The organism is Glycomyces albidus, assembly GCF_009451885.1.
Classification (GTDB): domain Bacteria; phylum Actinomycetota; class Actinomycetes; order Mycobacteriales; family Micromonosporaceae; genus Glycomyces; species Glycomyces albidus.
This window is the reverse complement of sequence record NZ_WIAO01000007.1, coordinates 170,344-191,022: the sequence shown is the minus strand read 5'-3', so window position 1 is coordinate 191,022 and position 20,679 is coordinate 170,344. Positions and strand designations below refer to the sequence as shown.

The window sequence follows — 20,679 nt, the reverse complement described above, 5'->3', positions numbered from 1 at the left end:
GCCGCGGTCGTGGGGTTCGCGCTCATCGGGGCCGCCGCGGCGGTCACCAGGCCCGGGCTCGGCGCCGCGGCGGCGGTGCCCTCGCTGCTGGCGGGTGCGGTCGCGCTCGGGGGCCTCGAGTGGTGGGCGTCGCGCTTCGACGAGCGCTCGGAGACGGGCCGGCGCGGATTCCTGGCGGCCGTCGGCGGTGTCGCCGCGGCCGCGTTCGCCGGCTCGTGGCTGGCCGGGCGGGTCGGGCCCGCAGGGATCGAGGCGGACCGCGACGCCGTCGCGCTGCCCGAGCCGGACGTGCCCGCGGTCGAACCGGGCCCGGTCGCGGACTTCGAGGTCGAGGGCCTGGCGCCCTACCGGGTCCCCAACGGCGAGTTCTACCGGATCGACACCGCGATCACGGTGCCGCGCATCGACGTCGACTCGTGGTCGATCCGCGTCCACGGCATGGTCGACCGCGAGCGGACCTACACGTTCGACGACCTGCTCGGCCGCGAGCTGATCGAACGCGACATCACGCTCGCGTGCGTGTCGAACCAGGTCGGCGGCGACCTGGTCGGCAACGCCCGCTGGCTCGGCGTCTCCCTCGCCGAGCTCCTCGCCGAAGCCGGCCCCGACCCGGCCGCCGACCAGCTCGTGTCCCGCTCGGACGACGGCTGGACCGCCGGGTCGCCCACGTCGCTGGTCTTCGACGGGCGCGACGCCATGATCGCCGTCGGCATGAACGGTGAGCCGCTCCCGCTCGAGCACGGCTGGCCCGCCCGGCTGGTCATCCCGGGCCTGTACGGGTACGTCTCGGCCACCAAGTGGCTCACCGAACTCGAACTGACCACATTCGACTCCTACGACGCGTACTGGATCACCCGCGGCTGGTCCACGCCGCGGCCGATCAAGACCCAGTCGCGCATCGACACGCCCCGCTCGCGCGCCGACGCCGGCACCGTCGCGGTCGCCGGGGTCGCGTGGGCGCAACACCGCGGCATCAGCGCGGTGGAGCTGCGCGTCGACGACGGCGAATGGACGCCGTGCCGGCTGTCGGACGTGGCGACCGGCGACACGTGGCGGCAGTGGCTGTTCGAGTGGGACGCGCCGCGCGGCGAGCACACGCTGACCGTCCGCGCCACCGACGGCGACGGCGTCGTCCAGACCAGCGAAGTCCAGGGCGTCATCCCCGACGGCGCCACCGGGCTCCACAGCGTGACCGTCACGGTTGCGTAGGCCTGGAGCACCGTCGTTCGAGAGGCGCTGTCGTTCGAGGCGCACGCTTCGGGACGTGCCGTCGTTCGCGATGTTCGGTCCTCCAGTAGGAGGCGCCGTCGTTCGAGCACGACCTCGTTCAGGGGGCACTGTCGTTGAGGAAGCACTCGTCCAGAAGGCACTGTCGTCCGGAAGGCACCGCCGGGCGGGAAGCGCAGTCGGGGCGGGCGCGGTCGGCTAGGCTGCGGCTCGGAGACGACCGCGGGGGGAGCGACGGATGGGTGCGAAGTCGACCGGGCGCCGGATCGGCGCGCACGTCCCGGTCGCGGGCGGGCTCGTCAAGAAGGGCGTGGCCGAGGCCGAGGAGATCGGGGCCGAGGTCCTCCAGATCTTCGTCGGATCCCCGCGGACCTGGGCGTCGCCCCGCGTCGACGAAGCGGCGGCCCTGGCGTTCCGCCGCGCGTGCGAGGAGCGCGGCTGGCCGGTGTTCGTCCACGCGTCGTACCTGATCAACCTGGCCTCGCCCGTCCCGGAGACGGTCGAGCGCTCGGCCGAGCACCTGCGGGCGGCGATGGCCGCCGCCGGGCGGCTCGGCGCCGCGGCGGTGGTCGTGCACGCCGGTTCGTCGATCGACGGCGACCGGGAGGCCGCGCTCGGACGCATCGGGCGCGCGTTCCGCTCGGTGCTCAAGGGCGCACCGCCGTCGGTCAGGCTCCTGGTGGAGCCCACCGCGGGCAGCGCCAACTCGATGGCCTCGAACCTCGAGAGCACCGCCGAATACCTGCAGGCGGTCGGCATCGACGAGGTCGGCCTGTGCCTGGACACCTGCCACCTGCACGCCGCGGGCGAGCCGCTGGCCGACCGGAAGCGCCTCGCCGCGTCGCTGCGCAGGCTCAACGCCGCGGTCGGCGCCGGCCGGATCGGCCTGGTGCACTTCAACGACAGCAAGGACCCGCAGGGATCGCGCCGGGACCGGCACGAGAAGCTCGGCGACGGGATGCTCGGCGAGGCCGGGCTCCGATCGGTGGCCGCGACACCGCTGCTGGCGGGCGTCCCGCTGATCATCGAGACCGCCACCCGCGCGCACGATGTCGCGTTCGCGAAGCGGCTCGACCGCGGCTGAAGCGGACCGGCCGGCATCGTCCGCACTGGACCGACACCGCGTCCTGTGCGAGAATGGCGCGCATTCGACCCCTCACGGACGGGAAGCAACCCCATGCGCCGCAAGTCCATGACCACGAGCGTGCTCAACGTGCTGCTGCAGCCGACGATGTCGAGCCGGCGCGACCCCGACAAGGTCTTCGACGCGATCGTCGCCAAGTCCGAGGCCGCCACCGGCGGCGACCGGGCCCCGATCGCCGACTTCCTCGACGGCATGCGGACCCTGACGCGCTGCTTCTCGGAGAGCCCCAAGCTGAGCCCGATGGGCTGGCAGAGCGTCCAGGGCGACCTGCGGCTGCGGATCGAGAACCGGATGCGCGTCGAGCGCCTCGCCGCCGAGCACCCCGCCATCACCGCCGAGCCGATCGAGCGGCCCGTGTTCATCGTCGGCCTCCCGCGGACCGCGACGACCCTCGCGCACAACATCATCGCGAAGTCCACCGCCCACCGGGGCCCGGCCCTGTGGGAGTGGATGTTCACCGACATCGACCGCGGCGAAGAGGCCAAGCAGCGGCGCATCAAGCAGACCGAGCGGCTGGTCGGGACCTTCATGCGGCTCGCCCCGGCGTTCAAGGTCATCCACCCGCTCGACGCCGAGAAACCCGACGAGTGCAACTACCTGCTGCCGCACGGGCACCAGCACCTCGCCCGGGTCCACATGCCCGAATACCGGCGGTGGTTCGAGCAGCGCGACGCGCTCCCCGACTACGAGTACCTCAGGCTCGCGCTGCAGGTCCTCCAGTACGGGCGCGAGCGCAAACGCTGGATCCTCAAGTCCCCCATGCACCTCGACCACCTGCCGGAGATCCGGAAGGTGTTCCCGGACGCCACGGTCGTGTGGACCCACCGCGACCCGATCACCGTCCTCGGCTCGCTGTGCTCGCTCGTCGAGTCCTCGCAGGTGATGCACGAGCGCAGCCCGGACCTGCACGCCATCGGCGAGACCTGGCTCGAGCTCCAGGCGAACGCGATCGAGCGCGCCCGCAAGGCCCGCGTCGACTGGCCGCGGGAGGCGTTCATCGACGTCCCGTACCCGTGGCTGGCCGCCGAGCCGCACGAGAAGGTCCCGATCCTGTACGAGCGGCTCGGCGCGAAGTGGACGAACGCCGACGCGGCGACCCTCTCGAGCGTGCTCGCCCGGCCCGGCATCGGCCGGCAGCACGAATACGAGCTCGGCCGGTACGGGCTCAGCCCGCGCCAAGTGGAGACGGCGTTCGGCGACTATCCGCGCCTGGTCGAGAAGCTCAAGCTGGAATAAGCGGGCCCGGGCCGGGTAGCCGTCGCAGATCGCGACGCCGCCGCGGCGCGACACCGGACCGCCGGCCCGGCCCGGAAGTAGAGGGCCCGGGTCGGGCCGGCGACCCCGGTGACCGACCACCTGGGGGAGCGACCATGCCGACCACCGCGATGACCATGCTCGAGACCTACCCGGCCGAGATCGACCTGGACCGAAACCGGCTCGCGAACGCGATCGACGCGCTCATCGCCTGCGCCGAGGCGTGCACGGCGTGCGCCGACGCCTGCCTGAGCGAGGAGAACGTCGCCGAGCTCGCCAAATGCGTCCGCACCGACCTCGACTGCGCCGACATATGCGGCGCCGCCGCACGCGTCCTGTCCCGGCACACCGGCTACGACGCCAACATCAGCCGCTCGCTGCTCGACGCCTGCATCGTCGCCTGCGAGACCTGCGCGGACGAATGCGAGCACCACGCGTCCATGCACGAGCACTGCCGCGTGTGCGCCGAGACGTGCCGCGAATGCGCGCAGGTGTGCCGGGACCTCCAGGCCGCCATGTCCTGACCTGCGCCGATCCTCGGCCGACGGTTGACGCGGCTCGCAGCGGGTATGGGTGCCCCATGCGAGACACCAACCCGCTGCAGATCCTGGCCTGGCACGTCCACGGGTCGTGGATGCACTCGTTCGTGCAGGGAGCGCACCGCTACCTGCTGCCCGTCGACGCCGACCGCGGCAGGTTCGGCCTGGGCCGGGCCGGGCGGCCGTGGTCGGACGACGTCGTCGAGGTCAAGGTGGAAGCCTTGCGCGACACGGAGATCGACGTGATCGTCCTCCAGCGGCCCGAAGAGCTCGCGATCGCCGAGGAATGGCTCGGGCGCCGGCCCGGACGGGACGTGCCCGCGGTGTACGTCGAGCACAACACGCCCGGCGCGGGAGCGGCGACCACCCTGCACCCGCTCGCCGACCGGAGCGACATCCCGATCGTCCACGTCACGCACTTCAACCGACTCATGTGGGACAGCGGCCTCGCGCCCACCGTCGTCATCGAACACGGGGTCGTCGATCCCGGGCCGCGGTTCACCGGCGAGCTGCCGCACGCCGTCGCCGTCGTGAACGAACCGGCGCGCCGCGGCCGGGCCGCCGGGGCCGACCTGCTCGAGGCCCTGCGCGCCGCCGCACCCGTCGACCTGTTCGGCATGGCCGCCGAAGCGGTCGGCAGCGGCCCAGACGGCCGCGGCCACGCCCTCACCGGCCTTCCCGACCTGCCCCTTGACGAACTGCACACCGAGATGGGGCGGCGCCGCGTGTACGTCCACCCGGCCCGCTGGACCTCCATGGGGCTCTCGCTGATCGAGGCGATGCTGCTGGGCCTGCCCGTCGTCGCCGTCGCGAGCACCGCCGCGGCGACGCTCCCTCCCGAGGTCGGGGCCGTCTCGTGCGACGTCGAGGCGCTCGCGAAGCGCCTCGCCGAGCTCGCGGGCGACCGCGACCTGGCCGCCGAGGTCGGGCGCGCCGCCCGCGCGTACGCCCTGGCGCACCACGGGCTCGACGACTTTCTCCGCCGCTGGGACGTGCTGCTCGCACGTGCCGTCGAGAAATGAGGACCAGACATGCGAATCGCAATGGTGTCCGAGCACGCGAGTCCGCTCGCGTCCATGGGAGGCGCGGACGCGGGCGGCCAGAACGTCCACGTGGCGGCCCTCGCCGCGGCGCTCGCCGCCCGCGGCCACGACGTGTCGGTGTACACGCGAAGGGACGCGGCCGGACTCGACGAGCGCGTCGAAGCGCCGGGCGGGTACGAGGTCGTGCACGTCGACGCCGGGCCGCCCGAACCGGTCCCGAAGGACGACCTGCTCCCGCACATGGGGGCGTTCGCCGACGTGCTCCGGTCCGACTGGACGGTGAAGGCGCCCGACGTGGTCCACGCCCACTTCTGGATGTCCGGCCTGGCCTCGCTGTGGGCCGCCGAGGACCTCGACGTCCCGGTCGTGCAGACCTTCCACGCGCTCGGCACGGTCAAGCGCCGCCACCAGGGCGCGGCCGACACGAGCCCGCCCGACCGGATCGCGCTCGAGACCCTTCTCGGCGCGCGCTGCACCGGCGTCATCGCGACCTGCGCCGACGAGGTCGCCGAACTCGCCGCGATGGACGTGCCCGAGGAGAAGATCGCCGTGGTGCCGTGCGGTGTCGACCTCGACCGGTTCACGCCGCACGGCCCGGTCGCGGCGCGAACGCTGCCGCACCGCCTCGTCGTCGCCGGCAGGCTGGTGCCCCGCAAGGGGGTCGACACCGTGATCGAGGCGCTGCGGGAGCTGCCGGACACCGAGCTGGTCATCGCCGGCGGCCCCGCCGAGGGCGCCATCGAGGACGACCCCGAGGCGCGGCGGCTGCGCGAGGTCGCCGAAGCCGCCGGCGTCGCCGACCGGGTCCGGATGCCGGGACAGGTCGCCCACGAGGCGATGGCCGCCCAGTTCCGCTCGGCCGACGCGGTCGTGTGCACGCCCTGGTACGAGCCGTTCGGGATCGTGCCGCTGGAGGCCATGGCCTGCGGCGTGCCCGTGGTCGCCGCCGCCGTCGGCGGCCTCCAGGACACTGTGGAGGACGGCGTGACGGGGACGCTCGTCCCCCGCGTGACGCCCGAGACCGTCGCCGAGGCCGTCCGCCCGTACCTCGAGGACGACGGGCTGCGCCGCCGCGCCGGCCGCGCCGGCCGGATCCGCGCCGCCGAGCGGTACTCGTGGGACGCCGTGGCGGACGGGACGCTGCGGGCGTACAAGACGCTTCTGCACCATTAGGACCGCGCGAGCCGAGGTGTGGACATTCGCGCCGCACCGGCATGCGGCCCGCACCTGGAAAAACGGCGAAGCGGTTCTCACCTGGGCTCGGTTTACCGGGGAGGTCGGCGGGTAAGTGCCCCGAGACGAGGCGCGACCGCCGCGCCGGGAACGGGGCCGGGGATGAAGATTCTGGGAATCAACGCGATCTTCCACGATTCCTCTGCGGCACTCGTGGTCGACGGTGAGACCGTCGCCGCGGCCGAGGAGGAGCGGTTCAGCCGCCGCAAGCACGCGAAGCGGGCCGTGCCGTTCTCGGCATGGGAACTGCCCGAGCAGGCCGCCGCCTGGTGCCTCGCCAGTGCCGGGCTCAATCCGGAGGACCTCGACGCCGTCGCCTACGGGTACGACCCGGCGGAGGTGCGGCACGGCGGTCCCGGACTCGACCCGACGTGGGAGGGCCTGCGGACCCTGTTCGCCAAGCGCGCCCCGCACTTCCTCAAGACCGCGCTGCCGGGCCTGGACCCGGCCCAGGTCGTGTTCGTGCGCCACCATGTCGCGCACGCGGCGTCGGCCGGGCTCGCGTCGCCGCTGGAGGACCCGGCCGTGATCGTGGCCGACGGCCGCGGCGAGCACGCCTCGCACCTGGCCGGGCGGTACCGGGACGGCAAGCTCGAAGAACTCGCCTCACAGGACCTGCCGCACTCGCTCGGGCTGCTGTACGAGGAGGCCACCGAGCACCTGGGGTTCGCGCGGTCGAGCGACGAGTACAAGGTGATGGCGCTGGCCTCGTACGGTGAGCCGCGGTTCCTTCCCGAACTGTCGCAAGCGGTCTACGCCACCGGCGACGGCGGGTTCCGCACCGAGCCGATCGACTGGGAGCGGCTCGCGCCGCGGCGGGTCGAAGGGCAGGACCCGCTCGGGATCCACGCCGACCTGGCCGCGAGCCTCCAGCGCTGCGTCGAGGACGTACTGCTGGACCTGGCGCGGTGGACGTACGAGCAGACCGAGGCCAGGGACCTGGTGCTGGCCGGCGGGGTGGCGCTCAACTGCGTCGCGAACACGCGACTGCACGACGAGAGCCCCTTCGAGCGGGTGTGGGTCCAGCCGGCCGCCGGGGACGCCGGGACGGCGCTCGGGGCGGCCCTGCACGTGGCGGCCGAGGGCGGCGAGCGCCCGGCGCCGATGCGGACGGCCGCGCTGGGGCGCGGCTGGACCGACGCCGAGATCGAGGCGGAGCTGCGCCGCTCGGGCCTGCGGTTCGAGAAGCCCGAGAGCATCGCCGAGGCCGCGGCCGAGACCCTTGCGGCGGACGGGATCGTGGGCTGGTTCCAGGGCCGGGCCGAGTACGGGCCGCGGGCGCTGGGGCAGCGGTCGCTGCTGGCGCACCCGGGGCAGGCGGCGAACCTGGAGCGGCTCAACGACGTCAAGGGGCGGGAGCAGTTCCGTCCCGTCGCGCCGATGGTGCTCGCTGAGCGGGCCGCCGAGATCTTCGGGCGCGGCCCGGTGCCGTCGCCGTACATGCTGTTCGTCCACGACGTCGCCCCCGACTGGCGCGACCGCCTCCCGGTGGTGACCCATGTGGACGGGACCGCGCGGATCCAGACCGTCGACGCCGCCGAGCAGCCGCTGCTGGCGGCGATGCTCGCCGGGTTCGAGCGCCGCACCGGCCTGCCCGTGGTGGTCAACACGAGTTTCAACACGGCCGGCCGGCCCATGGTGGACCATCCGCGCGAGGCGCTGGAGGTCTTCGGATCGGCGCCGATCGACCTGCTCGCGCTCGGACCGTACGCGGTGAGGCGGTCATGAGCGCCGTCACCGTCGTCGTCCCCACGGTCGGGCGGGCGAGCCTCGAGACGCTCCTGTCGGCGCTGGCCGCGGCCGAGGGGCCGCCGCCGGAGCGGGTGGTCCTGGTCGACGACCGGCCCGAGCCCGGTCCGCTGCGCGTACCGGACCTGCCGTTCCCGCACGTGGTCCTGCGCAGCGGCGGCCGCGGTCCGGCCGCGGCGCGGAACACGGGCTGGCGGGCCGCGGACACCGAGTGGGTGGCGTTCCTCGACGACGACGTCGTCCCGGGCGCGGACTGGTTCGCGCGGCTCCACGCCGACCTGAAGGACCTCGGCGAGCAGGACGCCGGCTCCCAGGGGTGCATCGAGGTCCCGGTGCCGGTCGACCGCCGCCCCACCGACGCCGAGCGGCGCACGCTCGCGCTCGAGCACGCCCGCTGGATCACCGCCGACATGGCGTACCGGCGCTCGGCGCTCGAAGCCGTCGGCGGGTTCGACGAGCGGTTCAAGCGCGCCTTCCGCGAGGACACGGACCTGGCGCTGCGGATCGTCGACTCGGGGCTGCGGATCGCCGAGGGCCGGCGCCGCTCCCGCCACCCGGTGCGGCCCGGCGGGTTCCTCTCGAGCGTGCGCGACCAGATCGGCAACGCCGACAACGCGCTCATGCGCGCCAAGCACGGCGCCACATGGCGCCGCCGCGCCGGCGAGCAGCGCTCCCGGTTCCCGGGCCACCTGACGACCACGGCACTCGGCGTCGCGGCCCTCGCCGGGGCGATCGGCCGCCGGATCACGCCCGGCCCGCGCAACGCCGGGGAGATCGCCGACCTGGCGGTCTCGAGCGCGCTCATTCCGCCGGTCGCCGTGGCGTGGAACGTGATCGGCACGATCCGGCACCGGCCGGCGCCGCCGGTCGAGGCGGTCCTGTTCGACCGGGACGACACGCTCATCAAGAACATCCCCGCGCTCGCCGACCCCGACCTGGTCGAGCCGATGCCGGGCGCGCTCGCCGCGACCGCGCGGCTGCGGGCCCTCCAGATCCCGATCGGCGTGGTCACCAACCAGTCCGCGATCGCGAAAGGGCTGCTCGACGAGGCCGCGCTGGAGGCGGTCAACGAGCGGGTCGACAAGCTGCTCGGGCCGTTCGGCGCCTGGGAGGTCTGCCCCCACCGCGCCGAGGACTGCTGCGCCTGCCGCAAGCCCTCCCCCGCGATGGTCGCCCGCGCAGCCGCGCGGCTCGGGGCCCGGCCGGAGCGGTGCGTCATGATCGGCGACATCGGGGCCGACGTCGAGGCCGCGCTCGCGGCCGGGGCGCGCGCGATCCTGGTGCCGACCGAGCGGACCCGTCCCGAGGAGATCGCCGCCGCACGCCGCCGCGCCGCGGTCGCCCGCGACCTGGCCGAGGCCGTCAACCTCGCGTTGGGCGCGATCGCATGAGATCGCGGGTGCTCGTCGTCAGGCAGGACAACCTCGGGGACGTCCTGCTGGCCGGCCCCTGCGTGCGCGCCGTCGCCGCGGCCGCGTCGGTGACCGTCCTGGCCGGGCCGCGCGGGGCCGCCGCGGCGGCGCTCCTGCCCGGCGTGGACGACGTGATCACCTGGCGGGCGCCGTGGATCGACCCCGAGCCGGAGCCGGTCGAACGCGCCGACGTCGAGCGGATCAGGGAGACGATCGCGCGGTGCGACTTCGACGCCGCGCTCGTGCTCACCTCGTTCCACCAGTCGCCGCTGCCGACGGCGACGGTGCTGCGCCTCGCCGGGGTCCCCTGGGTCGGGGCGATCAGCGACGACTACCCCGGTTCGCTCCTGGACCTGCGGCACCGGGTCCCCGCCGGGCTCCCCGAGGCCGAACGGGCCCTGAGCCTCGCCGAGGCGGCCGGGTACCGGCTGCCGGCCGGCGACGACGGGCGGCTCGCGGTCGCCCGGCCGCTGCCGCCGGTCGAGGGCCTCCCGGACCGGTACGTGGCGGTGCACCCGGGCGCGACGGCGCCCGCGCGGCGGATGTCGCCCGGGCGGCTCGCCGAGGCCGTCGCCGCGCTCGCCGCGGCCGGCCACGACGTGGTCGTCACCGGCGCGGCCTCCGAAGCGGGTCTGACCGCGCAGGTCGCCGGCGTGCACGGCCTCGACTTCGCCGGGCGGACCTCGTTCGCCGAACTCGCGTACGTCCTGGAGCGCGCCGACGCCGTCGTCGCCCCCAACTCGGCCGCCGCCCACCTCGCCGCCGCCGTCGGCACGCCCGTCGTCAGCCTCTTCTCCCCGGTCGTGCCCGCGTCCCAGTGGCGCCCGTACCGAGTGCCGCAGGTGCTGCTGGGCGACCAGTACGCCCCGTGCCGCGGCACCCGCGCGCGGGAGTGCCCCGTCGCGGGCCACCCGTGCCTCGAGACCGTCACGCCCGGCGCCGTGCTCGACGCCGTCGAATCCCTCGTCCGCGAAGGGCGACTTCGAGAGGAGATCACACGATGAACACGGCTGATCCCGAACGCCACTGGAGGCGGCTCGGCGCCGCCATGCACCGCCTGAGCGCCGAGGCACCGCGCGTCCAGCGCTGGGGTGCCGAGCTCGCCGCGGTCCTCTCCGGCGGCGGGCGGCTCCTCGCCTGCGGCAACGGCGGGTCGGCCGCCGAGGCGCAGCACCTGACCGGCGAGCTCGTCGGGCGCTTCCGCGGCGACCGGCCGCCGTTCTCGGCGATCGCGCTCCACGCGGACACCTCGGCGGCCACCGCGATCCTGAACGACTACGGCGAGCACGAGTACTTCGCCCGGCAGGTGCGCGCGCACGGCCGGCCCGGGGACGTCCTCGTGGCCCTGTCGACCAGCGGCACCAGCCAGAACGTCCTCAACGCGGCCAAGGCCGCGGCCCAGGAGGGGCTGACCGTGTGGGGCCTGACCGGGCCCGCGCCGAACCCGCTCGCGACCCTCGCCGACGACGCCGTCGCGGTCGACGCCCCGAGCGTCGCCACCGTCCAGGAAGCGCACCTGGCGATCATCCACGCCCTGTGCGAAGCGTTCGACGCGGCCGTGGGAGGTGTCCGGTGAAGCGCCTCGTCGTGGTCGGCGACGCGCTCCTGGACGCGGACGTCATCGGGCACAGCGAACGGCTGTGCCCGGAAGCGCCCGCGCCGGTGGTCGACGCCGACACCGAGCGGGCCCGACCCGGCGGCGCCGGCCTCGCCGCGGTCCTCGCCGCCCGCGACGCCGCCGACGTCCACCTCATCACCGCGATCGCCGACGACCCGCCCGGCCGCCGGCTCAAGCGGCTCCTCCAGGCCCGCGTGGACGTGACGCCGCTGCCCATGCGCGGTAGCACCGTCCGCAAGACCCGCATCCGCTCGGACGGGCAGCTCATCGCCCGCGTCGACCAGGGCGACGGGCGCGCCGACACCGAGGCCGACCTCCCCGAGGCGGCGGCCTCGGCCCTCGCCGAAGCCGACGCGGTCCTCGTCGCCGACTACGGGCGCGGCCTGACCGAGCACCACGGGCTGCGGCGCGCCCTCGACAACCTCGCCAGCATCGTGCCGGTCGTGTGGGACCCGCATCCCAAGGGCGCCATGCCGATCCGCGGCACGGCGATCGTGGTGCCGAACGCGGCCGAGGCCGCGCGGCTCGCGCCCCGGGCCGACAGCGCCGCGGCGGCGGCCGAGTACCTGCGCGGCACGTTCGGCAGCGGCGCCGTCGCCGTCACCCAGGGAGCCCTGGGGGCGACCCTGGCGACGGCCGAGCAGACCGTGCGCGTCCCCGCCCCGTGGATCCGGGACGGGCACTGGGTCGACACGTGCGGCGCGGGCGACCAGTTCAGCGCCGCCACCGCGACGGCGCTCCTGTACGGGCGGGACGTGCACGGCGCCGTGGCCGCGGCCGTCGAGGCCGCCTCCCGGTTCGTGGCCGAGGGCGGCGTCGCCACGCTCGCCGAACCGGCGGCGGCCCGGACGCCGCCTGACGAACCGGACCTGAACGGGGCGGCCGAGATCGGCGTCGACCCGTTCGCGCTCGCCGAGCGGGTCCGCGAACGCGGCGGGGTGCTCGTCGCCGCGGGCGGCTGCTTCGACCTGCTGCACCCCGGCCACATCGACCTGCTGCGGCGCGCCCGCGACATGGGCGACGCGCTCATCGTCTGCATCAACTCCGACGCGTCCGTCCGCGAGCTGAAGGGCCCCGGACGGCCGGTCCAGACCGCCGCGGACCGCGCCCGCGTCCTCGCCGCGCTCGACGCCGTCGACGCCGTCGCGGTCTTCGACGAGCCGACGCCCGCGGACCTGCTCGAGCGCCTGCGGCCGAGCATCTGGGTCAAGGGCGCCGACTACGCCGGGCAGGTCCTGCCCGAAGCCGCGGTCGTGCGGCGCCACGGCGGCGAGATCGTCACCGTGCCCGCCGTCGACGGCCACTCGACCAGCGCGCTCATCGCCGCCGCGTACCAGCGCACCTGAACGGAAGGAACGACCATGCAGCGAACCGTCCTCATCACCGGCGGCGCCTCTGGCCTCGGGGCCGCCACCGTCGAAGCCGTGGCAGAGTCCGGCGGGACCCCCGTCGTGCTCGACATGAAGCCGCCGCAGGGCGACTTCCCGTACCGCCGCGTCAATCTCGCCGACTCGACCGCGACCGCGCAGGCCGTCGTGGAGCTCGCCGAGGAGGCGGGCGGACTCGACGCCGTCTTCACCGCCGCGGGGGCCGACGCGTGCGGGAAGCTCGGCGACGTCCCCGCCGACGAGTGGGAGCAGGTCGTCAAGGTCAACCTCCTGGGCACCGCCGCGGTCGTCCGGGCCGCGCTGCCCTACCTGGAGCGCAGCCGCGGGACCGTTGTCACCTGCGCCTCCACGCTGGGGCTGAAGGCGGTGAGCGACGCGACCGCCTACTGCGCCTCCAAGTTCGGGATCGTCGGGTTCACCAGGGCGCTCGCGGCCGAGCTCGCCGGGCGGGTCGGCGTCACGATGCTCGTGCCCGGCGGCATGCGCACCGCGTTCTTCGACGGTCGACCCGACCAGTACAAGCCCGCGCCGGACGCGAAGCTCAACGACCCGCGCGACGTGGCCCGGACGGTGCTGTTCGCGCTCGATCAGAAGCCCGGCTGCGAGGTGCGCGAGATGGTCGTCTGCTGTTCGGAGGAGACGTCATGGCCCTGATAGGCGAGCCCGAGCCGCGAGCGCTGAACGGGACTGTGCTCGTGCTGCGGGCGCTCGGCGTGGGCGACCTGCTCACGGCAGTCCCGGCCCTGCGGGCCCTGCGGAGGGCGTTCGCCGACCGGCGGATCGTCCTCGCGGCGCCCGAGCACCTGCGGCCCCTCGCCGACCTGATCGACGCGGTCGACCTCCTCCATCCGACGGCGGGCCTCGGCGCGCTCGACTGGCACGGGGAGGCGCCCGCGGTCGCGGTGAACCTCCACGGCGAAGGCCCCGAGAGCACCCGCGACCTGCTCTACACCGGCCCGGAGGAGCTCATCACGCACGGGAGCACCGCGCTGCCGGGGATCTCGGGGCCGCGCTGGCGGCCCGACCTGCACGAGGTCGACCGCTGGTGCCGGCTCCTGCGGTTGCGGGGTATCCCGACCGACCCGACGGACCTGTTCCTGGACGCGCCGTCGAGTCCGGACGAGTACGACGTGGTGGTGCATCCCGGTGCGGCGTCCGCGGCACGCCGCTGGCCCGCCGAGCGCTTCGCGCGGGTCGCGCGGGCTCTGGCGGCGGACGGGCGCGAAGTCGTCGTCACCGGCGACCGGCGCGAGATCGCACTCGCGAAGTCCGTCGCCGCGGGTGCGGGGCTCGAGCCGTCGCGAGTGCTCGCGGGCCGCACGGATCTCGGCGACCTCGCGGCGGTCGTCGGGTCGGCGCGACTGGTCCTGTGCGGGGACACCGGGATGGCGCACCTCGCGACCGCGTTCGGCACGCCGTCGGTGGTCCTGTTCGGACCGGTGGCGCCGGCCCTGTGGGGACCGCCGCCGCACCGCCGGCAGCACCGGGCGCTCTGGGCGGGGCGCCACGGCGATCCGCACGGCGAGCAGCCGGATCCGGGCCTGCTGGAACTGGACTGCGACACGGCGCTCGAAGCGGCGCGGGAGCTGCTCGCCGAAGGGGACTTCGCGGGACTCGAAGACCATCTGACGCTGCACGGCGGGGTCGGTGCGGGACCGCTCGCGCAGGCCCCTGCCGCGTCGCACTCGCGAGCGGAGCCGCCGCGCTAGGTCGTGGCGGCGCTCGGAACGCTTCGTCCGCTTCACCGGCCTGTGGCCGCCGGAATGCTTCGGGGCCCGGGCCGGTGGCGCGTCCCTCCGGCGGGGCCTCCAGTTCACGCGTCTCCGCACGGCGATCAGGTCGATTGATACGTCGTGGCTCCACCCCCGCGAGCAGTATGCGGCCGTGTGCTCCTTGCGCGCACCAGGACGCGTTCGCGTCTGACGGGAGCGGCGAAACGGCTGCGCGCCACTGGAAGCGGCGCGCAGCCGCTTTCGCGCGGAGCCCCGGTCAGTCATCGCGGGTCTTCCCGTACCGGAGGCGGCGAAGACCCGCATGGACCGGCCATGGCGAAGCTCGGTATCCGCGCCCGGCCCTGCCGTCATAGCGCACCGGTCAGGCGGGGACTGCGTGAGCTGAGGGCGCGGTGAGCCGACGGGGCGGGGCGGTTCAGAGGCGCTGCGCGACGGTCTCCAGGTAGGCGACCGGGAGCGTGAAGCGGCCGTTCTCCTCCCTGCCGTGGTCGGCGAGAAGATCGCGCAGGTCGGCTTCGAGCGCGCCCCAGCGGCCGGTCGACTCGACCGCGGTGCGGATCATGATCCAGGCCGGATTGCCGTCGGTGATCTCGGCGACCGCCTGATCGAGGCTGCTCCAGACCACGTCGACGCTGCGCTCGGCGAACTGGACGCGGACGGGGAGGCCGCCGAAGAGGTCGCGGACGCTGTCGGCGGTCGTCCAGCGCTCGACCGTCGCCGGGTCGCCGCCGTTCGGCAGGTACTTGCCGGCCAGCCCCGCCATGGCCCCGAAGGGCGACTCGGGCGTCCACGCCAGGGCCGCGACCCGCCCGCCGTGGCGGCACAGGCGGACCAGTTCGGCCGCCATCGCCTCGGGGTCGGGCGCGAACATGCACCCGAAGGCCGAGGCCACCACGTCGAAGGACGCGTCCGGGCGGGGGACGGCGGTCATGTCGGCCTCGATCCAGTCGATCTCGGCGCCCGCGTCGGCCGCTCGGGCCCGGGCCAGGTCGAGCAGCGCCGGGGCCGCGTCGAGCGCGGTCACCCGGGCGCCCGCCAGCGCGGCCGCGATCGCGAACGGGCCAGGGCCGCAGGCGATGTCGAGCACGGCCAGTCCGGGCCGGACGTACGTCTCCGCCAGTCGCAGGCTCGCCTCCGCCCACCGGTCTCCGGCTGCGGCGTAGTCGCCGAGGCTCCACAGGTCTCCAGGTCGCATCGATCCTCCTGATTCAGGCCGCCGCGGCGGCCGGTCGGGAACTCTCCCAATAAGTCTGACGCGCCCGCGAGGCACCGGCGGCAGACCCGCCGCAGTGAACGGAAGCCGCTCGGCCGGCCGCGGGTTCGCGGCCGCGAGCGTGCGGGAAAAACGCCGAGACCCGCGGCACCGGAGACGACTACACTCCTGCGGTGGCGCCGCACCGGTACCGCTCCGAAGTGGAGGACGGCCGCCACCGGTTCGACCTCCCCGTCCGAAGCGGCGACGACGGCCCGACCCGATGGGGCTCACGCGGAGCCGCGGCGCCGGTCGGGCGCGGAGCTGTTGAGCGCCGGGGAGCCGGCCGCGTACGAGGCGCGGGCGGCCACGCTGATCCCCAGTCCGACTGGCCGTGCCGGCCGTAGCACTCACGAAGGAAGCCGATGGAGTCGAGGATCGTTCACGCCGACGACGGGACCCCGCTGCACGTCGGGGTCACGGGGAGCGGCCCTGACGTGGTGGTCCTCTCCGGTGGCCCGGGGTGCGTCCACTACCTCGAGCGGGACGAGATCGCGCCTCGCGGGATGCGGGCCTGGTACCCCGAGCCGCGCGGCGTCGGCCGCTCGGGCGGCGGCCCGCACGACATCGAAGCGGCCGTCGCCGACCTCGAGTCGGTCAGGCGCGCCGCCGGAGCGGAGCGCTGGGTGGTGCTCGGTCATTCCTGGGGCGCGGACCTGGCGGTCCGGTACGCCCTGGGCCATCCCGGACGGGTCCGCGCGGTCGTCGCGGTCGCCGCCCACGGCCTGCACAAGGACCGCACCTGGTCGCAGGTGTACGAGTCGCTGAAGGACACCGAGCCGCCGGTCCCGATCGAGTGGGACCGCGAGGTGCACCGGTCGCTGGGCGAGTCGTTCGTGGAGTGGATCCACGAGCCCGGCCTGTACCGGAGCGTCGCGGACTGCCCGGTCCCGATCGCCGTCATCGCCGCCGAAGGCGACATCCGCCCCTCGTGGCCGCTGCGCCAGCTCGCGGCGCTGGCGCCGCGCGGCTCGTACGCGGAGGTCCCGGGCGTGCCGCACGACTTCTGGGCGACCCATCCCGAGGTCTGGACCGCCGTCGTCTCCGACGCCTGCAGCGCCGCGCTTCACTCCTGAGCGGTGAACCGCGCGGTGATGTCGGCGGCGACCGGCCGGACGATCAGCCACAGCGAGGCCGCGAAGGCCCACCCGAGCAGCAGGAGGAGCGCCTCCGAGCTCAGGAGCACGGTGGCCGTCGCGACGACCAGGAGCGACAGGATGCCGAGGGTGGACTTCCAGGAGAGGAAGAACTCGACCACCGCGACGCGGAGCACGTCCCGGAACCGGAACGAGAAGAAGGACGAGACCACGAGCAGGTGGCCCGACCAGACGGCGAGCACCACCAGGAGCACCGCGCACACCGGCCGTACGATCGTGCCGCCGGCGACCTGGTCGGCGAAGAGGACGTTCACCGCCAGGACCGTGGCGCACGCGAGCACGGGGATCCACCACGCGAGCGTGTCCCGCAGGTTCAGCCGGAGTCCGCGCAGCAGCGGCCGCAGCGGGCTCAGGTCCGGTTCCTTCGCCCAGGAGCGCTGCGCGTACAGCGCGGCCGAGAGCGCGGGTGCGGCCGGCAGGAGCGAGGCGACGAACAGCACCGTGTTCGACGGCTGCGGGGACAGCAGGGTCCACAGCAGCAGGCTCGGCAGGCCGGCGGCCGCCAGGAACGCCCCGAGGACGAGGTAGCGGTAGACCGCCGCCGTGATCCTCGAGAGCGTCCCCGGGCCGATCTCGCCGACGCGTTCAGTGCTCATGCCTCCCCTTTCGCTTCGCCGAGCGTACGCACCTCCGCTTCGGCGAGGAGCGCCCGGTCGGCCCCGACGCGGCGCAGCGGCCCGACGATCCGGCGGCGCACCGCGGCGTGCACGTCGGCGCTCGAGCGCGCGATGCGCAGTTCGACGGCTCCGGGCTCGACGATCCGGTCGCCGTCGATCCCGATGAACGAGGTCAGGTCGGCGTGGAGCCGGAACCGGACCTCGGCCCGCTCCCCCGCCGCGAGCGAGACGCGCCGGAACGCGACGAGGCGCTGCACGGGCCGCGTCACCTGCGCGACCGGGTCGTGGAGGTAGACCTGCACGACGTCGTCGACGCGGGCGGCGGTCTCGTTCGAGAGGACGACCGAGACGGCGGTGGTGCCGTCGCTCGCCCAGTCCTCCTCGTCCACGGTGGCCGGGTGCCAGGTGAGCGTGTCGTAGGAGAGCCCGTGCCCGAACGGGTACAGCGCCGTGGGGTCCAGGTTGGACACCTCGGTGGCGCGGCCGAGCGGCGGCGCCAGGTACGTCGCGGGCTGGCCGCCCGGGTCACGCGGGATGCCGACGGGCAGGTGCCCGCTCGGGTTCACCTCGCCCGTGAGGACCTCCGCGATGGCCTGCGCCCCTTGCTGTCCGGGGAAGAACGTCTGCACGATCGCCGCGCACCGGCCGGCCACGGCGCCGAGCGCGTACGGGCGCCCGGTGAGCAGGACGAGCACGACCGGGGTCCCGGTCTCCAGGAGCGCCTCGAGGAGTTCCTGCTGCTCGCCCGGAAGCCGCAGGTCGGCGGCGTCGCAGCCCTCGCCGGAGGTGCCGCGGCCGAAGAGCCCGGCGCGGTCGCCCAGGGCGACGACGACCGCGTCGGCGCCGCGCGCGGCCGCCACTGCGGCCGCGAAGCCCTCGCGGCCCGGCTCGGACACGTCGCATCCGGCCGCGTGCGCGGTCACGTCGCGGCGCTCGCCCAGTTCGGCGAGGAGCGTGGGGATGTCGATCCCCAGGCCCGCCTCCGGGTGGTGCACGCCGACGTGGGCCGGGAACGAGTAGCAGCCGAGCATCGCGAACGGGTTGTCGGCGAGCGGGCCGACGACCGCGACCTTGGCGTCGGCCGCGAGCGGCAGCGTCCCGTCGTTGTCGACGAGGACGACGGCCTCCCGGGCCAGGCGCAGGGCGATCGCGCGGGATTCGGCGTCGTCGAACGGCACGTCGTTCGCGGGCGTCGGGTCGTAGTCGGCCTCGACCAGGCCGAGCTCGATCTTCTGCTCGAGGACGCGCTGGAGCGCCCGGTCGACGAGCGCCTCGTCGAGGTCGCCCGAGCGGACCGCCTCGACCAGCGGCGCCCCGTAGGCCGCCACGGACGGCAGCTCGACGTCGATGCCCGCCCAGAGCGCGCGGGCCGCGGCCTCGCCGTCGGTCGCCGCCACCCGCTGGAGCGTGCGCAGGAACGTGACGGCGAAGTAGTCGGCGACGACGACCCCGTCGAAGCCCCACGTGTCGCGGAGCAGGTCGGTGAACAGGCGCCGGTCGCCGGCCGCCGGCATCCCGTCGACCTCCGCGTACGAGTTCATGACCGCGCGGGCCTTGCCGTACCGCAGCGCGGTCTCGAAGGGCGGCAGGAAGATCTCGGCCAGCTCGCGCGGCCCGGCCGAGACCGGGGCGTGGTTGCGTCCGGCGCGCGAGCCCGAGTAGCCGGCGAAGTGCTTGAGCGTGGCCACGACGCCGGTGCTCTCGAGCCCGCGGACATAGGCCGCGCCGATCGAGCCGACGAGGTACGGGTCCTCGCCGATCGACTCCTCGACGCGGCCCCACCGGTAGTCGCGCACCACGTCGAGGACGGGCGCGAGCCCCTGGTGCACGCCGACCGCGCGCATCGAGCGGCCGATGCGCGCGGACATCTCCTCCACCAGGTCGGGGTCGAAGCTCGCACCCCACGACGTCGGCACCGGGTACGCGGTCGCGCCCCACGCGGCCAGGCCCGCGAGGCACTCCTCGTGGACCTGGGCCGGGAGGCCGAAGCGGTTGGCGGCGGTGATCTGCCGCTGCGCCCGGGCCAGGGACATCGCGCCGAGCTCCGGGTCGACCGGCCTCGTGCCGAAGGGCCGCGTGAGCTGCCCCAGGCCGTCGGCGATCACGTCGGCGAAGTCGGGCGCGTCCTTGCTCAGGTCGCTCTGGTGGGGTGCGACGTCGCCGCCGGAGGCGTCCGCGCCGACCCACAGGCCGACGAGCTGCCCCGACTTCTCCTCGATCGTCATCGCCGCCACGAGCGCCGCCGCGCGCTCCGACCGGCTGAGCCGGCGGTCGTGCCACGGCGGGACGCTGTCTGCGGCGGCCGCCGCCTCGGCGGTCGAGGCGTCAGTGGTCATGGTGGGACGGTTCCCTTCGCGTGGATATGGATTCGTGCCGGTGTGCGATGTTCGCGTCATCCCTTGACCGATCCCAGCATGATGCCCGAGACGAAGTAGCGCTGCACGAACGGATAGACGCAGAGGATCGGGATGACGGTGAGGATCATCGTCACCGCCTGGATGTTCGCCGAGACCAGCGCCGTCGTCGTCCCCGCCGCGGCCGCGCCTTCGGACGCGGTCGTGGAGGCGCCCGCGATGAGGTTCCGCAGGAACAGCGTCACGGGGAACAGCTCGCTCTTGTCGAGGTAGAGGAACGCGGCGAACCAGTCGTTCCAGTACGCGACCGAGTAGAACAGCACCATCGTGGCGATCACCGCCTTCGACAGCGGCAGCGTGATCCGGGTGAAGATCCCGTACCAGCCGAGCCCGTCGATCTGCGCGGCCTCCTCGAGCTCCTTCGGCAGGCTCTCGAAGAACGACTTCATCACCAGGAGGTTGAACACCGAGATCGCGCCGGGCAGCACGATCGCCCAGATGGTGTTCTTCATCCCGAGCGAGGAGATCAGCACGTAGTTCGGCACGAGGCCGCCGTTGAAGAACATCGTGAACACCGCGATCCCGATGAGGGCCTTGCGGCCCTTGAGGTGCGGCTTCGACAGGACGAACGCGTAGGTCGTGGTGAGGACCATCGCGATCAGGGTGCCGACCACGGTGTACAGGACGGAGTTGCCGTAGTTGCGCCAGAACGTCTCGTTCGACAGCATCGCGTCGTAGGTGTCGACGTTGAAGCCGACCGGCCAGAAGTTCACCTGGCCGGCGTTGATCGCGCCGGGCGAGCTGAACGACTGGGCGAGCACCGTGATGAACGGGTACAGCGTGACCACGCACAGGACGACCAGGAAGATCGTGTTGAAGACGGCGAACACGCGCGTCCCGGTCGTCTGCGTCAGCCCTCCGGGGCGCCCCGCCGACCTCGTCGGCTTGGTCGCACTCAT

The 20,679-nt window shown here is 74.3% G+C and carries 18 protein-coding genes; 14 read left to right on the top strand and 4 right to left on the bottom strand.

Annotated elements, in window-relative coordinates:
- From GFD30_RS08690 to GFD30_RS08630, 13 genes are all read left to right on the top strand, one after another.
- Window positions 1-1,209, top strand: a 1,209-nt coding sequence (locus GFD30_RS08690) for a molybdopterin-dependent oxidoreductase (protein WP_153024781.1), incomplete at its 5' end; no start/stop codon positions are given.
- Window positions 1,210-1,465: 256 nt separating this feature from the next.
- Window positions 1,466-2,311 (top strand): deoxyribonuclease IV, encoded by an 846-nt coding sequence (locus GFD30_RS08685; protein WP_153024780.1) that lies wholly within the window; start codon window positions 1,466-1,468, stop codon window positions 2,309-2,311.
- A gap of 93 nt (window positions 2,312-2,404) precedes the next feature.
- Window positions 2,405-3,607 (top strand): sulfotransferase family protein, encoded by a 1,203-nt coding sequence (locus GFD30_RS08680; RefSeq protein WP_153024779.1) that lies wholly within the window; start codon window positions 2,405-2,407, stop codon window positions 3,605-3,607.
- A 134-nt stretch (window positions 3,608-3,741) separates the two neighbouring features.
- Window positions 3,742-4,149, top strand: a complete 408-nt coding sequence (locus tag GFD30_RS08675; RefSeq protein ID WP_153024778.1) for a four-helix bundle copper-binding protein — start codon at window positions 3,742-3,744, stop codon at window positions 4,147-4,149.
- Between the two features lie 56 nt (window positions 4,150-4,205).
- A complete protein-coding gene (locus tag GFD30_RS08670) occupies window positions 4,206-5,186 on the top strand; it encodes a glycosyltransferase (protein ID WP_153024777.1) in 981 nt (326 codons plus the stop codon).
- 9 nt (window positions 5,187-5,195) lie between these two features.
- A complete protein-coding gene (locus tag GFD30_RS08665) occupies window positions 5,196-6,380 on the top strand; it encodes a glycosyltransferase (protein WP_153024776.1) in 1,185 nt (394 codons plus the stop codon).
- 162 nt (window positions 6,381-6,542) lie between these two features.
- Entirely contained in the window at window positions 6,543-8,168 is a 1,626-nt protein-coding gene (locus GFD30_RS08660; protein WP_153024775.1) for a carbamoyltransferase family protein, read from the top strand.
- Entirely contained in the window at window positions 8,165-9,580 is a 1,416-nt protein-coding gene (locus GFD30_RS08655; protein ID WP_153024774.1) for an HAD-IIIA family hydrolase, read from the top strand. The genes GFD30_RS08660 and GFD30_RS08655 overlap by 4 nt, the downstream gene beginning before the upstream one ends.
- The gene (locus tag GFD30_RS08650) at window positions 9,577-10,605 is read left to right on the top strand and encodes a glycosyltransferase family 9 protein (protein WP_153024773.1); all 1,029 of its coding nucleotides are present in this window, start codon (window positions 9,577-9,579) and stop codon (window positions 10,603-10,605) included. Before GFD30_RS08655 ends, GFD30_RS08650 begins: the two co-directional genes overlap by 4 nt.
- Window positions 10,602-11,177 carry a D-sedoheptulose-7-phosphate isomerase gene (locus tag GFD30_RS08645; protein ID WP_194201898.1) on the top strand — a complete coding sequence of 192 codons (576 nt, stop codon included), beginning with the start codon at window positions 10,602-10,604 and terminating at the stop codon, window positions 11,175-11,177. Before GFD30_RS08650 ends, GFD30_RS08645 begins: the two co-directional genes overlap by 4 nt.
- Window positions 11,174-12,565, top strand: coding sequence for a PfkB family carbohydrate kinase (locus GFD30_RS27835; RefSeq protein WP_322633077.1), 1,392 nt, complete (start codon window positions 11,174-11,176; stop codon window positions 12,563-12,565). Before GFD30_RS08645 ends, GFD30_RS27835 begins: the two co-directional genes overlap by 4 nt.
- Before the next feature lie 15 nt (window positions 12,566-12,580).
- Window positions 12,581-13,261, top strand: a complete 681-nt coding sequence (locus tag GFD30_RS08635; RefSeq protein ID WP_153024772.1) for an SDR family oxidoreductase — start codon at window positions 12,581-12,583, stop codon at window positions 13,259-13,261.
- Complete coding sequence (locus GFD30_RS08630; protein WP_153024771.1) at window positions 13,252-14,316, top strand: glycosyltransferase family 9 protein; 1,065 nt, start codon at window positions 13,252-13,254, stop codon at window positions 14,314-14,316. The genes GFD30_RS08635 and GFD30_RS08630 overlap by 10 nt, the downstream gene beginning before the upstream one ends.
- 439 nt (window positions 14,317-14,755) lie before the next feature.
- Here GFD30_RS08630 and GFD30_RS08625 read toward each other — a convergent pair whose 3' ends face one another.
- Window positions 14,756-15,535, bottom strand: a complete 780-nt coding sequence (locus GFD30_RS08625) for a class I SAM-dependent methyltransferase (RefSeq protein WP_153024770.1) — start codon at window positions 15,533-15,535, stop codon at window positions 14,756-14,758.
- A 422-nt stretch (window positions 15,536-15,957) separates the two neighbouring features.
- On the opposite strand from GFD30_RS08625, the gene GFD30_RS08620 reads away from it, so the two are divergent.
- Window positions 15,958-16,668 carry an alpha/beta fold hydrolase gene (locus GFD30_RS08620; protein WP_153024769.1) on the top strand — a complete coding sequence of 237 codons (711 nt, stop codon included), beginning with the start codon at window positions 15,958-15,960 and terminating at the stop codon, window positions 16,666-16,668.
- Here GFD30_RS08620 and GFD30_RS08615 read toward each other — a convergent pair.
- Genes GFD30_RS08615 through GFD30_RS08605 form a run of 3 tightly spaced genes read right to left on the bottom strand, consistent with a single transcriptional unit; the run spans window position 16,659 to window position 20,679 of the window.
- Window positions 16,659-17,345 (bottom strand): DUF624 domain-containing protein, encoded by a 687-nt coding sequence (locus GFD30_RS08615; RefSeq protein ID WP_153024768.1) that lies wholly within the window; start codon window positions 17,343-17,345, stop codon window positions 16,659-16,661. The two genes, GFD30_RS08620 and GFD30_RS08615, sit on opposite strands and share 10 nt — an antisense overlap.
- Window positions 17,342-19,702 carry a beta-xylosidase/alpha-l-arabinosidase gene (locus tag GFD30_RS08610; protein ID WP_153024767.1) on the bottom strand — a complete coding sequence of 787 codons (2,361 nt, stop codon included), beginning with the start codon at window positions 19,700-19,702 and terminating at the stop codon, window positions 17,342-17,344. Before GFD30_RS08610 ends, GFD30_RS08615 begins: the two co-directional genes overlap by 4 nt.
- A 56-nt stretch (window positions 19,703-19,758) precedes the next feature.
- On the bottom strand, window positions 19,759-20,679 hold the full coding sequence (locus tag GFD30_RS08605; protein WP_153024766.1) for a carbohydrate ABC transporter permease: 921 nt from the start codon (window positions 20,677-20,679) through the stop codon (window positions 19,759-19,761).